Below are 14,404 nucleotides of genomic sequence, written 5' to 3'. Positions count from 1 at the left end.
TAACCTGAATCACATGGCAGATCCCGAGGGTCTCGTACGGGCCCGCTTGCACTCGGAGCCCCTTGCTGCCGTGTCGCATCGGTTGCTCGCATCGTGGCACCGAAGCCAGGAATTCGGAGTGCCACTCGAAGACGTCGTACCCGCATTTTCGGGCACCTACGACGGCGAATCGCTGTTTTACCGATGTGGACGCGAAGTGCTCGACGGACTGCGCGACACGTTGGCGAACGAGCCGGTGTCGATGATGCTGACCGACGCCGACGGTCTGGTGCTCGATCGAGTGAGCGCGGACCGCGAGCTGTTGGCCGCGCTCGACCGTGTGCATCTGGCCCCCGGCTTCTCGTACGGCGAGAACCAGGCGGGCACCAACGGCCTCGCCCTCGCGCTCGCCGATCGAATTCCGGCAGTGGTGCGCGCCTCGGAGCACTACTCGCTCTCGCTCACCGGATACACCTGCGCCGCGGCACCGGTGCTGAACCCGATGACGGGCACCGTGGAGGGCTGCGTCAACCTCACCACGTGGTCGGAGTCGTCGACGGATCTGCTGCTGGCCCTTGCTCAGTCGGCGGCAGGGAACACCGCGGCGATGATGCTCGCGCGAGCGCAGGGACAGCACGCGCGTCCGGCGCCACGTGGGACGGTCTTTCGCGTCGAGGCGTCATCGGGTCGGCCGGGTGCGGGCAGCGTCCCGACGCTGTCGACGCGGTGGAATCAGGCTCTCGCGTCCTCCGAAACAGCTCTGAGCCAACATGATTCGGTCCTGTTGGTAGGAGAACCGGGAACCGGACGTGCCACGATTCTGGCCCGAGCGCTGCGTACCATCCGCCCACGGGGTCGAATTCTGAGTGCCGGAGTTCCGGCGGCACGCGACGTCGACGCCTGGCTGGACCTGTGGACGCCCGAGCTGCCCAAGCCGGACACCGCCGTGATCGTCCGCGACGTGGACCGGCTGCCGGCGCGAGGGGCAGACGCGTTGGCGGAACTGATCTCTCGCGTCGGTGACGGCGTGCCCGTCACCCTGACGGCCTCCGATTACGACGCTGTTCCCGCTGCCCTGGCGCAGCTGGTGCGTTCGGTCGTCGAGGTCCCGCCGCTGCGCGATCGGCCCGAGGACATCGCTCCGCTCGCTCGGCATCTGGCATTGCGGGCACGTGGACGCGAGGTCAGCCTGACCGGGGACGCCGAACGAGCCCTCGTCGGATATTCGTGGCCGGGGAACGTCACCGAGTTGGCGACGGTGATGCACGAGGCGGCGGTCCGCGCCGATGTCGTCGGCGTGAACCACCTGCCGCCCGAGGTGCTTTCGCGGACCACGCAGCGTCTGACACGAATAGAGACGTTCGAACGCGACGAGATGATTCGAGTACTCAGCCGGCCCGGCATCACGATGAATCAGGCGGGCGAGGAGCTGGGAATGAGTCGGGCCACGATCTACCGCAAGCGAGACCGCTACGGCATCACGCTGCGTTCCCACACGTAGCTCCGGTGGACCTGCGAGAAAAACTCCGACTTCCGAGCGCACGCGGCCGCGGGTGCATCTAGTGTCGCTGGTATGGCATCTCCGGCAATAGAACTCGAGGTGGGCACGCGCACGGTGCGCATCTCCAACCCCGATCGGGTGTATTTCCCCGAGAGCGGTGCCACGAAGCTGGACCTGGTGAACTACTACCTGAGCGTCGGCGACGGCATCGTCCGCGCGTTGCGGGAGCGGCCGTGCATGATGCATCGCTTCCCCAAGGGCCTCGCCGGTGAAAAGGTGCACCAGAAGCGGGTGCCGCACGGAGCCCCGCCGTGGTTGGAGACCGTCGAGGTGACATTCCCCCGCTACAACCGTACCGCGGACGAGCTGTGCGTGACCGAATTGGCGCACGTGGCGTGGGCGGTGCAGATGTCGACGGTGGAGTTCCATCCGTGGAACTCGCGCCGCGCCGACGTCGAGATGCCCGACGAATGGCGCATCGACCTCGATCCGATGCCCGACTGCCCCTTCGATCGGGTGCAACGCGTCGCCGGTGTCGTGCAGGACGTGCTCAGTGACCTCGGCGCTGTCGGCTGGCCCAAGACCTCGGGCGGTCACGGCCTGCACATCTACGTTCGCATCGACCCCGTTCACGGCTTCAAGGATTTACGAAGGGCTGCACTGGCATTCGCGCGGGAGGTGGAGCGCCGCGCGCCCGAGGACGTGACGACGACGTGGTGGCGCAAGGATCGCGACCCGTCGAAGTTGTTCGTCGATTACAACCAGAATGCCCGCGACCATACGATCGCCAGCGCGTATTCGGTGCGGGGAAACCCGAAAGCTACTGTGTCGACACCCATTTCATGGGCCGAGGTACCCGACGTCGATCCACGCGAGTTCACGATCTTCACGGTGCCGGCCAGATTCGCCGAACTGGGCGACCTTCATGCGGGTATCGACGACGCGGTGTTCGCAATCGACGAGCTACTCGAATGGGCGGAACGGGACGAGCTTCAGGGCCTGACGGAGCCCGAGGAGTAGCCGAACTCGAAGTTATAGACGGAAATCGGCAGAAATCCGTCCATAACTTCGAGTTCGGCAGCCAGAAGTCAGTCGGTGCCGGACTCGATTGCGGCGTGGTCGAGGGCTGCGGAGTCCACCGAGTTCTCGGCGCTGCTGGCGGCGATGGCGTCGGCTCCACCGGGGGCGAGTTCGCCGATCAGGTCGCCCCAGGCGGTCAGCTGATCCTGGGCGGCGTACTGCTCGAGTTTGCTGCGCGAATCCGCGATGTCGAGGTTGCGCATGGTCAACTGGCCGATGCGGTCGCCGGGGAAGAAGGCCTGCCCCTGGCTGCGTTCCATCGACAGTTTCTCGGGGTGGTAGCTGAAGTTGCTGCCCTGGGTGTCGACGATGGTGAAGTCCTGACCGCGGCGCAGGCGAACCGTCACGCTGCCGGTGACGACGTTGCCGACCCAGCGCTGCAGGCCCTCGCGCAGCATGAGTGCCTGCGGATCGAACCAGCGGCCCTCGTAGAGCAGGCGTCCGAGTCGGCGGCCCTCGTTGTGGTACGAGGCGATGGTGTCCTCGTTGTGGACGGCGTTGACGAGCCGCTCGTACGTGATGTGCAGCAGTGCCATGCCCGGGGCCTCGTAGATGCCGCGACTCTTGGCCTCGATGATCCGGTTCTCGATCTGGTCGGACATGCCGAGCCCGTGGCGTCCGCCGATGGCGTTGGCTTCCATCACCAGGTCGACGGCACTGTCGAAGGACTTGCCGTTGATCCGAACGGGACGGCCACGCTCGAAGTCGACGGTGACGTCCTCGGCTGCGATCTCGACCTCGGGGTCCCAGAAGCGGACACCCATGATGGGCGAGACGATCTCGAGGGACGTTTCGAGGTATTCGAGACGCTTCGCCTCATGGGTGGCACCCCAGATGTTGGCGTCGGTGGAGTACGCCTTCTCGGCCGAGTCACGGTAGGGGAGGGTGCGCTGGGTGAGCCACTGCGACATCTCGTGCCTGCCGCCGAGCTCGGCGACGAATGCCTCGTCGAGCCACGGCTTGTAGATGCGCAACTCGGGGTTGGCGAGCAGGCCGTAACGGTAGAACCGCTCGATGTCGTTGCCCTTGTACGTCGAGCCGTCGCCCCAGATGGAGACGCCGTCCTCCTGCATCGCGCGCACGAGGAGCGTGCCGGTCACCGCGCGGCCGAGGGGAGTGGTGTTGAAGTACGTCTGCAGCGACGATCGGATGTGGAACGCGCCGCAGGTCAGTGCCGCGAGGCCTTCCTCGACCAGCGGTTCGCGACAGTCGATCAGCCGGGCCTGCTCGGCGCCGTACGCAAGGCCGCGGGCGGGTACGTCGGACAGATCCGGCTCGTCGTACTGGCCGATGTCGGCGGTGTAGGCAAACGGGATCGCGCCGTGCTCGCGCATCCACGCCACGGCCACCGAGGTGTCGAGACCACCGGAGAATGCAATGCCGATTCGTTCACCGACCGGGAGGGAGTTCAATACCTTCGTCACGGCCCGCAGCTTAGTCGTACGGTCAGCTGGGCCGATCGGCGAGCGACTCCACTGCACCACGGACGGCATCGAGGTGGGCGGTCATGGCGCGGGCTGCTGCGTCGTACTCGCCGGATCGGATACCGGCGACGATGGCGTCGTGCTCGACGTTGGACTGCTGCTGCCGGTGGGCGACGAGGTTCAACGTTTCGGACTGCCGCGTCAACGCGTCCCGGATGTCGACGACGATCGACTCGAACACGCGGTTTCTGCTGGCCCGCGCGATGGCGGTGTGGAACTGCGCGTCCAACAGGACCCAGGCCTCGTGGTCGTCCTCGGAACGCATCTCGTCGGCGAGGCCGGAGAGCACCGCCAACTCGTCGGCGGTACGTCGTTCGGCCGCCCACCCGGCTGCGGGTACCTCGACGTGGGGTCGGGCCTCCATGAGTTCACGGGCCTCGTAATTGCCGATGTCGAGGTCGCCACCCACTCGATCGCGGACGACGAAGGTGCCGAGGCCCGTCTTGGTTTCGGTCAGACCGAGCGCGTGGCACGAGCGCAGAGCCTCGCGGATGACGGAACGACTGACGCTGTGCCTCGCGGCCAGCGCCGCCTCGGACGGGAGCTTCTGCCCGACGGGGAGCTTTCCCGACGAGATCGCGGCACGCAGGTCGGCGAAGACTGCCTCGGCGGCGCTCATGCGGGCATTGGTGGGCGCACTGACTGCCCAGCTGTCCGACAGGTTCATGTAGTGATCCTATCCCGGGGTTGACCGACGAGGTGTTCTACGCCACACTCTACCTGTCAGACAGCCGGACAGCTGGACACCCCTTGAAGGAGCGCACCCACCGTGGCCGATACCCGCATCGAGAAAGACCTTCTCGGCGAACGCGAGATTCCGATGACCGTCTACTGGGGAATCCATACCCTGCGCGCGCTGGAGAACTTTCCCATCACGGGGCGGCCGATCTCCACCAACGCCCACCTCGTCCGCGGGCTCGCAGCCGTGAAGTGGGCGGCCGCGGCGGCCAATCAGGACCTCGGAATCCTCGACGCCACCCGCGGGGAAGCGATCCGGGCCGCGTGCCAGGAAATTCTCGACGGCCAGTGGCACGAGCAGTTCGTCGTCGACGTCATTCAGGGCGGCGCGGGGACGTCGACCAACATGAACGCCAACGAGGTCATCGCCAATCGTGCCCTGGAAATCCTCGGCCACGCGCACGGTGACTACTCGATGCTGCACCCCAACGAGCATGTGAACGCCTCGCAGTCCACCAACGACGTGTATCCGACGTCGGTGAACATCGCGACCATCTTCGCGGTGCACGAGCTGATCGCATCGATGAAGGTCCTGCGAGATTCGTTCTCCCGCAAAGCAAGCGAGTTCGCCACCGTCGTCAAGATGGGCCGCACCCAGCTGCAGGACGCGGTGCCGATGACACTCGGTCAGGAGTTCGGCACCTACGCGATCATGATCGACGAGGACTGCTCCCGGCTCGAGGAAGCCGCGCTGCTGGTGCACGAGATCAACCTCGGGGCCACGGCCATCGGCACCGGGCTCAATGCTCCTGCCGGATACACCGAGTCGGCCGTCGCGCACCTGCGCACCATCACCGGCCTGCCGTTGGTCACCGCAACGGACCTCATCGAGGCAACGCAGGACGTCGGTCAGTTCGTGCACCTGTCGGGTGTGCTCAAGCGCGTCGCAGTGAAACTGTCGAAGATCTGCAACGATCTCCGGTTGCTGTCCTCCGGGCCGCGCGCGGGCTTCAACGAGATCAATCTGCCTCCGATGCAGGCGGGTTCGTCGATCATGCCCGGCAAGGTCAACCCCGTCATTCCCGAGGTTCTCAATCAGGTTGCCTACGAGGTGATCGGTCACGACGTCACCATCACGATGGCCGCCGAGGCAGGGCAGTTGCAGCTCAACGCTTTCGAGCCGATCATCGTCAAATCCCTGTCCGACGGTATGGCGCATCTGAGTGCGGCCTGCCGGACCGTCGCGCATCGGTGCGTCGACGGCATCACCGCGAACGTCGATCTACTGCGTGAACGGGTGGAGAACTCGATCGGTCTGGTCACCGCGCTCAGCCCGTACCTCGGGTACGTGGAGTCGACGGCCATTGCGCAGGAAGCGCTGGTCACCGGCCGCAATGTCGTCGACCTGGTGCTCGAGAAGGGCCTGCTGGCGCGAGAAGAGCTGGATCGATTGCTGAGCCCCGAGCATCTCGCGAACCTGCGGGTGGCTCCCACCGAGCATTCCGTTGCTCCCGAGACGTCGACGAGGTAATGCGATGAGCACCGAGAACCCGATCCAGAAGCAGGCCTTCCGCGAGGAGGAGCTGGGGTATCGAAAAGAGCTGGCTCCGCGCCAGATTCAGATGATCGCCATCGGCGGCGCGATCGGCACCGGCCTGTTCATGGGTGCCGGTGGAAGACTGCGTGACGCCGGGCCCGCGTTGGTTCTGGTCTACGCACTGTGCGGATTTTTCGCATTCCTGATCCTGCGCGCGCTGGGTGAGTTGGTGATGCACCGCCCGTCGTCCGGATCGTTCGTCTCGTACTCCCGCGAGTTCTTCGGTGAGAAGGTCGCGTTCGCGGCCGGGTGGTTGTACTGGATGAACTGGGCGATGACGGCCGTCGTGGACGTGACGGCAGTGGCGCTGTACATGAACTTCTTCAAGAAGTACTGGGCACCACTGGGCAACGTGGATCAATGGGTGTTCGCGCTGGCCGGCCTGGTGTTGGTTCTCGGTCTGAACCTGGTGTCGGTCAAGGTGTTCGGTGAGCTCGAATTCTGGTTCGCGCTGATCAAGGTCGTGGCCCTGGTGACGTTCCTCGCGATCGGCACCTACTACGTCATCTTCGGTACCCCCATCGACGGTCAGGCTCCGGGTCTGAGCGTCCTCACCGACAACGGCGGTCTCATCCCCAACGGACTGCTTCCGGCGATCGTCGTGATCCAGGGCGTCGTATTCGCCTATGCCTCCATCGAATTGGTCGGTACCGCCGCCGGGGAGACGCAGAACCCCGAGAAGGTCATCCCCAAGGCGATCAACACCGTCATCGTCCGCATCGTCGTCTTCTACGTCGGCTCGGTGCTGCTGCTCTCGCTGTTGCTGCCGTACACCGCGTATCAGGCCGGTGAGAGCCCGTTCGTCACGTTCTTCGGAGCGATCGACGTCGAGGGTGCCGACGCGATCATGAACCTCGTCGTGCTCACCGCGGCGCTGTCGTCTCTCAACGCCGGGCTGTACTCCACCGGTCGCATCCTGCATTCGATGGCGGTCGCCGGTTCGGCACCGAAATTCGCGGCCCGTATGAACAAGCAAGGAGTTCCGTACGGCGGCATCGCACTGACGTCGGTGGTGACGCTGCTCGGGGTCGTCCTCAACGCAGTCGTCCCGGCGCAGGCGTTCGAGATCGTGCTGAACCTTGCTGCGCTCGGCATCATCAGCGCGTGGGCCGTCATCGTGGCGTGCCAGCTCAAGTTCTGGTCTCTGTCCAAGACCGGCGCGGTCACCCGGCCTGCGTTCCGGTTGTTCGGTGCCCCGTACACCGGCTACGCAACGCTAGGCTTTCTGGCGTGTGTACTGGTGCTGATGGCCTTCGACAAACCCGTCGGTACGTGGACCGTCGCGTCCATCCTGCTCATCGCGCCGATGCTGATCGCCGGATGGTACATGTGCCGCAACAGAATTCGAGAGGTAGCCGCCCGTAATGACTAAGGAGTGGAGCCTGCCGGAACGACCCGACAGTGCTGAGTTCGTCGCGTTGTTGACCACCGGTGGGACGATCGCCAGCAGTCGCGACGAGCACGGGGTTTCTCGGCCGGTCGCAGGCGTGGGCGTCGACATGGACGGCGTGGTGGTGCGCGAGGTGATGTCGAAGGACAGCTCCGCCCTGGACCTCGCCGATCTCGACGCCATTCGCACTGCCGTGGTCGACGCGTTGGACGAGGACGGCTGCGCCGGAGTGGTGGTGTTGCACGGCACCGACACCATGGAGGAGTCGGCGTTGTACGTCGACCTGTTCCACGACGACGCGCGTGCGGTGGTGTTCACCGGGGCCCAACGCACCGCCGATCATCCGGACCCGGACGGCCCCGGCAACATCGCCGCCGCGGTGACGGCGGCGCGGTCCGAGCAGGGGGTGCTGATCGCGTTCGGCGGACGAGTACTGCCGGCCCGCGGGGCGATCAAGAAGCACACTTCCGAACTCGACGCCTTTCGGTCGGCAGCAGTGCCGAGGCCGGACCCGCTGCGGTGGCAGCCCGTCGCGGGAGTGCGCGTGGACGTCGTGGCCCTGTACCCGGGCGCGGACGGGGTGCAGATCGATGCCTGTCGCGAAGCCGGGGCGTCGGGCATCGTGCTCGAGGCGTTGGGCTCGGGTAACACCAACGCTCTGGTGGTGCACGCGGTGAAAGAGGCCGTTGCTGCTGGGCTGCACGTGGTCGTCACGACGCGGGTGCCGTTCGGTGAGACCTCGCCGACGTACGGCGGCGGAGGCGGCGGCCACGATCTGCTCGACGCCGGTGCGGTCTTCTCCCGCGAACTCCGGGCCGGACAGGCGCGCATCCAGTTGGCGGCGCTGGTCGCCACTGGAGCTACTGACGTGGTCGTCCACAATTCGTTCGCCTAGGCGGAATCCCGCCTACGGAGGCGAACAGTGGACACTCAGCGCACCAGGGAGGCGTGACGTGAGCACGATCGAGATCGAATTCGCTCCACATTGGGTGAACGCGTCCTTGGTGCGCACGCTGGCGCGGCCGTTCGTGACGATCGACGGCGTGGAGCATCGCCAGTCGTGGTCGGAACCGTCGACCTACGAGCTGGCACCGGGTGGCCACGAGCTCACCGCATTCATCCGCTATCGCGGCACGACATCCGCACTCGGCATCGGACGGCGACGCGTCGAACTCGGTGCAGAACAGCATCTTCGGCTGCGAGCTCGAAACGGTTGGGCGAACCACATGCCGTTCGAGTTACAGCTCCGACTCGCCCCAGGTCTCGACGCGTAGTTCGTCCCCGACCGAGATGGTTCCTTCCTCGATCACCGAGAATTTCGAACCGAAGGCGACGCCCTTCTGCCGGGCCCGGCGGTAGGTGCCGAGAGTGCGCAGAGGTTCGGGTCCGGTGCGAACACCGGTGCTCTGCTCCACCGTGGTGACGGCGCAGCGGATCGCCAGCTTCGTGTACGTCAATCGTGCGTCGCCGATCGAGATGTTGCGCACTTCGTCCTCGACATGAGCGTCCTGCGAGCCGTCGACGACGATGTTGGGCCGAAATCGGTCGATCGGCAGCGGGGCGTCGAGGCGGGAGTTCAGACCGGCCAGTGTGGCGGTCGAGAGGATGTGGACGGCGGCGCTGTCGGCGAAGTGGGCCGAGCCGGGGCGGATTCCGTCGGTGACGCGGCCGTGATCGCGGGGCGCGGCGACGAGGCGGGAGGGCTCGCCGATGACGTCGGTGAGCCAGGCGGCGATGTCGTCGCCCTGGTCGATGCCCCGCAGCGGCGTGCCGAACATCGTGACCCCGCGGTCCGCGGAATCACGATCGACGACGGCGGTGACGCTTCCTGCGCTTTCGTGTCGCAGTGTCAGTGAGCCGTTTTCCACCGAGCATCGAACGACGGCCAGCACGGGATCGGTGCGTTGGCTGCGGAACGAGCCGTCCGCGTCGACGATCATGAACGCTCGGTCGTGTTCGAGACCGGCTGCGCTCACCCGGGCCGAGTCCAGTGCCGTACCGGCACATCCTTTGACGGGATAGGTCACCAGAGACGACACGCGCACCCGTCGAGGATACTGGGACACATGACTCGTGCTCTGTTGGTAGTCGATGTTCAGAACGATTTCACCGAGGGTGGTGCTCTGGCCGTGGTCGGCGGTGGGGAGGTGGCGCGCAGGATCAGCGCGTACCTCGCCCGGAGCGGCGACGACTACGACCTCGTGGTGTCCTCACGCGACTGGCACGACGGCGACAGCGACAACGGTGGACATTTCGCCACCGACGCTGCCCCGGACTTCGTCACCACGTGGCCGGTGCACTGCGTCGCGGGAACGGTCGGCGCGGAATATCACCCGGATTACCGAACCGGCAGCGTCGACGTGCATGTCTACAAGGGGCAGGGCAGACCGTCTTACTCGGCGTTCGAAGGCGTCACCGAGGACGGAACATCCCTGTCAGAGATCCTGAATTCCAACGAGGTGACGGCCGTCGACATCGTCGGTCTCGCCACCGATTACTGCGTGCTGGCGTCGGCGAAAGATGCAGTGGCACAGCACCTGGACGTTCGGGTTCTCACCGATCTGGTGGCCGGGGTCGCTCCCGAGACCTCCGCAGCGGCTCTCGACGAACTCCGCGAAGTCGGAGCAGCAGTGGTGTGAAACAGAAGTGGTCTACGAGTCGATCGTGGTGGTGATGGACGTGACCGACGGTGCCGCGGGGGTGCTGCCGAAACCGAACGTCACCGGGGGAGTGACGGGCGTCAGCGAGCCCAGGTCGTCTCCTTGCCAGGATGCGACGACGTCGACGACGCGGTGCTGGTGCCTGGCTCCGTAGTATTCGCGCCGGCCTCCGCCGGCGCTGCCGCGAGTACGCACTCCGCGCAGTATCACTCGGGCGATGGGGTCGCTGATCGTGCAGAACCACGGTGCGGTGGACACGGCGTCGGGGACGAGGCTCAGGGCGCGGCCGAGAACCGTCGGTCCGGCCACTCGGATGCGTACCGACAGATTCCCGGCGACGACGGACCGCCACCCGTCGGGCTGTTCGGAGAAGGTGACCGGTACCAGCTCGGTGGAATCGAACGAGTATGTCGCCGTGACGAATTCACGTACCGCCTCGTTCGGGGCCACGAGTAGGCGTCGACCGTCCGCGAATTGGACCATCACATCGGTGAATTCGCCGAGGGGCGAGCGCGTCCAGTGTCCGACGACGATGCGCACTCCCGACGTCGTACCTACCCCGGAGATCTCTCCGTGAAACCGTGATCTGGTCATCTTCGTGCACTCTCACCTAGGTAGCACTATGCGGTGCATAGTGGAGGTCATGGCGTCCTCGCAACCCACTGTATTCGTCCTGTTCGGCGCGACCGGAGACCTCGCGAAGCGAATGGTTCTGCCGTCGTTCTACCAACTCCACGTCGAAGGCCTGCTGCCGGAGAAATGGATCCTGATCGGCAACGGTCGCAAGGATTCGTCCGACGACGAGTTCCGCGACCACGTGAAAGATGTGCTCGACGAGTTCGCCGAGAACGTGGCCGACGACGATTGGTCGGCGTTCTCGAAGCGAATCCGTTTCGCGGGCAACGGCTTCACCGTCGACGATCCCGGCAAGCTCCCTGACGTCGTCGCCGACGCCAGGAAAGAGATCGGTGACGACGCACAGCTGGTGCACTACATCGCGCTGCCGCCGAGCACGTTCGTCGATTACACGAAGGCCCTCGGTGCACACGATCTCGCCGAGGGTTCCCGAGTGGTGTACGAGAAGCCCTTCGGCACCTCGCAGCACAACTTCGAGGAACTCGACAAGGCCGTGCACGAGGTCGTGAAGGAGGAACAGGTCTATCGCATCGACCATTTCCTCGGTAAGGAAGCAACGCAGAACCTGCACGTGTTGCGGTTCGCCAACGGCATGATCAGCGGCATCTGGAACTCCGAGCACGTGGAGCATGTGCAGATCGACGTGCCCGAGACACTCGACATCGACGACCGCGCCGAGTTCTACGACGAGACCGGTGCCGTTCTGGACATGCTGGTGACCCATCTGTTCCAGGTGGCCGCCGAGGTGGCCATGGAACCCCCTGCATCGTTGAAGGCCGAGGATCTGCAGTCGGCTCGCGAAACGGTCATCGGGCAGTTCCGTCCACTCGACACCGACGAGGTGGTTCTGGGGCAGTACGACGGCTACCGCGACGTCGACGGCGTTGCCGAGGATTCGACGGTCGACACGTTCGTGGCCGCGAAGCTGTGGGTGGATACCGATCGCTGGCGTGGGGTGCCGTTCCTGCTTCGTACCGGCAAGATGCTCGGTGCCGGAGCGCAGCGGGTGTCGCTGGTGTTCCGCAAGCCCGCCGACAGTCCACTGTCGACGCTGCCCGAAGACGGCGCGGTGCTCTCGTTCGACCTGTCCGGTGACGGCAGCATCGATATCGCCATGACGGTCAAGGAACCCGGACCGGATTTCGACCTGTCCGTCGGGCATCTGTCGTTGCCGCTGAAATCGGTGCCCGACGCGGAGCCGTTGAGCCCGTACTCCCGTCTGATCCTTGATGTACTGAACGGGGACCGATCGCTGTTCACCAGACCCGACGGCCTGGCCCACGTCTGGGAGGTGGCGGCGCCGCTGTTGAACGATCCGCCCGCGGTGAAGAACTATGCGCCGGGCTCGATGGGACCGACGGAAGCCGACGATCTGGCTGCGCCCTGCGGTTGGTTGATCACCGGGAAAACCGAGGACTGATCACCGGAACGGTGAAGAACCGGGTCGGCTTTCGAGCCCCGAAACAGCCGGTGGGTCCTTTTTGTCCGAAACGATGGAATGGATCGCGTCTGGAACGTTATGTTCCTGTGGCCTGGTCACCTTCCGACTCGGGCCACGACGTGTCTTTCGAAAGGCTTACCCATGCTCCTCGATCTCCTCACCGGCCTCCTGCCCATCCTCGGCGGCGGCGAAGACGGTGGCATCACCGGACCCATCACCGGTGGCCTCACCGATGGTCTCGGTGAACTCCTCGACGGACTGCTCGGCGGAAGCACCGGTAGCTTCGGCTCCAGCTAGGCCCCATTCCGCGAAGTCCGACGGCAAGGCCCCGTTCCTCCACCGGCGAGGATGCGGGGCCTTTCCGCGGTCGCGGGAGCTCACGGGCGGCGCGGCATCAGCATCAGGGCCGCCAGGTAGATCAGCACGACTGTGCCACCGCTGAGCACTGCACCGGCGACAGTGGCGACGCGAACGAGGTTGACGTCCCAGCCGAAGTAGTCGGCTATACCGCCGCAGACGCCTCCGATCATCTTCTGCGAGTTGGACAGGGTGAATTCTCTGGGGGAATTGCTCTCGAATGTCATGGTGAGAAGTCTGCGTCGCCGACGCCTGTGGGCACATCGGGGCTTTCACCCATATCGACCCGGAGAATCGAACGATCGAGAAACGGGTCGATATGCAAGTTCGGTGACTTTTACGACGCAGACGCTCGACCTGTTGTCGGCGCGAGGATTACGGTCGGATGTGTCGGTCGCTTCCGGTCCGTCCCCCTTGCAGACCGGAAGCGTGTCCGATGCGTCCGGTTGCGCTCGGTGTTCACCGAATCGCCATGGACCGGTCACCGATGAGCACTAACTTTCGGCGCATGACCGACTTCGATCTCCGCAACGGCGTGGCTGCACGCAAGAATCTCAGCGACGTGCGGGACATCACGACCGCCGTGGATCTTGCCGATACTTCGGGGTTCGTCGTCGACGACTCCGATGACGACGACCCGGTGCTGCTGACGGTACCGGGCGGTCACGTCGTCGACACGTGGCGGGAGAACTACCCCTACGACGAGCGTATGACCCGCGCCGAGTACGAACTCGAAAAGCGGCTGCTGCAAATCGAACTGCTCAAGCTGCAGATGTGGTCCAAGGACACCGGACGACGCCACGTCATCATCTTCGAGGGTCGCGACGCCGCCGGTAAGGGCGGCACGATCAAGCGGTTCATGGAGCACCTCAATCCCCGCGGCGCACGCGTCGTCGCGTTGGAGAAGCCGTCGGTGCGGGAGTCGACGGAGTGGTATTTCCAGCGGTACATCGGGCATCTGCCTGCGGCCGGCGAAATTGTGATGTTCGACAGGTCTTGGTACAACCGTGCCGGTGTCGAACGGGTCATGGGGTTCTGCACCGAGGAGCAGCATGCACAGTTCGTTCGGCAGGCACCGCTGTTCGAGCAGATGTTGGTGGACGAGGGCATCAGCTTGACCAAGTTCTGGTTCTCGGTGTCGCAGCACGAGCAGCGCACTCGCTTCGCGATCCGGCAGGTGGATCCGGTACGGCAGTGGAAACTGTCGCCGATGGATCTTGCGTCACTGGACAAGTGGGATGCGTACACCGCTGCGAAGGAAGAGAACTTCCGCGCCACCGATACCGACGTAGCACCGTGGACCGTGGTGAAGAGCAACGACAAGAAGCGCGCGCGGATCAACGCGATGCGGTTCGTGCTCAACAAGTTCGACTACGCCAACAAGGACTCCGAGATCGTGGGCGAAACAGACCCGTTGCTCGTCGGTCGCGCGAAAGACGTGCTCGGAGAATAATTCTGGGCTACATACCGGGGTCTGCTCGGTGAACGTCCTGCGTCGCTTCGGTATCCGCGCAGTGAGTTCGTGCCGCGTTGTGCACCGCGACGGTGGTTGCGGTAGGAAAGTGGTAGGCCGTATTACCTACGGCTGTACGAAGAGACGA

Annotated in this window: 15 protein-coding genes; 10 read left to right on the top strand and 5 right to left on the bottom strand. The window is 65.0% G+C overall.

Annotation, left to right across the window (positions count from 1 at the left end; genetic code table 11):
• Positions 1-13 precede the first annotated feature (13 nt).
• A complete protein-coding gene (locus K414_RS0125150) occupies positions 14-1,480 on the top strand; it encodes a GAF domain-containing protein (RefSeq protein WP_051365423.1) in 1,467 nt (488 codons plus the stop codon).
• 72 nt (positions 1,481-1,552) lie between these two features.
• Positions 1,553-2,500: a non-homologous end-joining DNA ligase gene (gene ligD, locus K414_RS0125145; protein WP_027498439.1), complete on the top strand. Its 948-nt coding sequence runs from the start codon at positions 1,553-1,555 to the stop codon at positions 2,498-2,500.
• Between the two features lie 68 nt (positions 2,501-2,568).
• Here ligD and argG read toward each other — a convergent pair whose 3' ends face one another.
• The gene (gene argG / locus K414_RS0125140) at positions 2,569-3,984 is read right to left on the bottom strand and encodes an argininosuccinate synthase (protein ID WP_027498438.1); all 1,416 of its coding nucleotides are present in this window, start codon (positions 3,982-3,984) and stop codon (positions 2,569-2,571) included.
• A gap of 22 nt (positions 3,985-4,006) precedes the next feature.
• Positions 4,007-4,711, bottom strand: a complete 705-nt coding sequence (locus tag K414_RS0125135) for a FadR/GntR family transcriptional regulator (protein ID WP_027498437.1) — start codon at positions 4,709-4,711, stop codon at positions 4,007-4,009.
• 102 nt (positions 4,712-4,813) lie between these two features.
• Here K414_RS0125135 and aspA point away from each other — a divergent pair, with 102 nt between their 5' ends.
• The 4 genes from aspA to K414_RS0125115 are packed head-to-tail and all read left to right on the top strand — an operon-like array spanning position 4,814 to position 8,983.
• The gene (gene aspA, locus K414_RS0125130) at positions 4,814-6,253 is read left to right on the top strand and encodes an aspartate ammonia-lyase (protein WP_027498436.1); all 1,440 of its coding nucleotides are present in this window, start codon (positions 4,814-4,816) and stop codon (positions 6,251-6,253) included.
• Positions 6,254-6,257: 4 nt separating this feature from the next.
• The gene (locus K414_RS0125125; protein WP_027498435.1) at positions 6,258-7,691 is read left to right on the top strand and encodes an amino acid permease; all 1,434 of its coding nucleotides are present in this window, start codon (positions 6,258-6,260) and stop codon (positions 7,689-7,691) included.
• Positions 7,684-8,604 (top strand): asparaginase, encoded by a 921-nt coding sequence (locus K414_RS0125120; RefSeq protein ID WP_051365281.1) that lies wholly within the window; start codon positions 7,684-7,686, stop codon positions 8,602-8,604. Before K414_RS0125125 ends, K414_RS0125120 begins: the two co-directional genes overlap by 8 nt.
• Positions 8,605-8,662: 58 nt before the next feature.
• A complete protein-coding gene (locus tag K414_RS0125115) occupies positions 8,663-8,983 on the top strand; it encodes a hypothetical protein (RefSeq protein ID WP_027498433.1) in 321 nt (106 codons plus the stop codon).
• On the opposite strand, the gene K414_RS0125110 is transcribed toward K414_RS0125115, so the two are convergent.
• Positions 8,948-9,754 carry an MOSC N-terminal beta barrel domain-containing protein gene (locus K414_RS0125110; RefSeq protein WP_027498432.1) on the bottom strand — a complete coding sequence of 269 codons (807 nt, stop codon included), beginning with the start codon at positions 9,752-9,754 and terminating at the stop codon, positions 8,948-8,950. The two genes, K414_RS0125115 and K414_RS0125110, sit on opposite strands and share 36 nt — an antisense overlap.
• A gap of 21 nt (positions 9,755-9,775) precedes the next feature.
• On the opposite strand from K414_RS0125110, the gene K414_RS0125105 reads away from it, so the two are divergent.
• Positions 9,776-10,348 carry an isochorismatase family protein gene (locus K414_RS0125105; RefSeq protein ID WP_027498431.1) on the top strand — a complete coding sequence of 191 codons (573 nt, stop codon included), beginning with the start codon at positions 9,776-9,778 and terminating at the stop codon, positions 10,346-10,348.
• 12 nt (positions 10,349-10,360) lie between these two features.
• On the opposite strand, the gene K414_RS0125100 is transcribed toward K414_RS0125105, so the two are convergent.
• Positions 10,361-10,963, bottom strand: a complete 603-nt coding sequence (locus tag K414_RS0125100) for a hypothetical protein (RefSeq protein ID WP_027498430.1) — start codon at positions 10,961-10,963, stop codon at positions 10,361-10,363.
• Between the two features lie 49 nt (positions 10,964-11,012).
• Between K414_RS0125100 and K414_RS0125095 the strand changes: the two genes are divergently transcribed.
• Together K414_RS0125095 and K414_RS29230 are read left to right on the top strand one after the other, a co-directional pair.
• A complete protein-coding gene (locus tag K414_RS0125095; protein ID WP_027498429.1) occupies positions 11,013-12,425 on the top strand; it encodes a glucose-6-phosphate dehydrogenase (NADP(+)) in 1,413 nt (470 codons plus the stop codon).
• Between the two features lie 162 nt (positions 12,426-12,587).
• Entirely contained in the window at positions 12,588-12,743 is a 156-nt protein-coding gene (locus K414_RS29230; RefSeq protein ID WP_155288427.1) for a hypothetical protein, read from the top strand.
• A gap of 80 nt (positions 12,744-12,823) precedes the next feature.
• On the opposite strand, the gene K414_RS0125085 is transcribed toward K414_RS29230, so the two are convergent.
• Positions 12,824-13,030, bottom strand: a complete 207-nt coding sequence (locus K414_RS0125085) for a PspC domain-containing protein (protein WP_027498428.1) — start codon at positions 13,028-13,030, stop codon at positions 12,824-12,826.
• 281 nt (positions 13,031-13,311) lie between these two features.
• Here K414_RS0125085 and ppk2 point away from each other — a divergent pair, with 281 nt between their 5' ends.
• Positions 13,312-14,256, top strand: coding sequence for a polyphosphate kinase 2 (gene ppk2 / locus K414_RS0125080; RefSeq protein WP_045840630.1), 945 nt, complete (start codon positions 13,312-13,314; stop codon positions 14,254-14,256).
• Positions 14,257-14,404: the final 148 nt, after the last annotated feature.

It is taken from the genome of Rhodococcus sp. JG-3 (genome assembly GCF_000482405.1).
GTDB classification, from domain to species: Bacteria; Actinomycetota; Actinomycetes; order Mycobacteriales; family Mycobacteriaceae; genus Rhodococcoides; species Rhodococcoides fascians.
The sequence above is the reverse complement of the archived record's forward strand: the minus strand, read 5'-3'. Positions and strand labels throughout refer to the sequence as shown.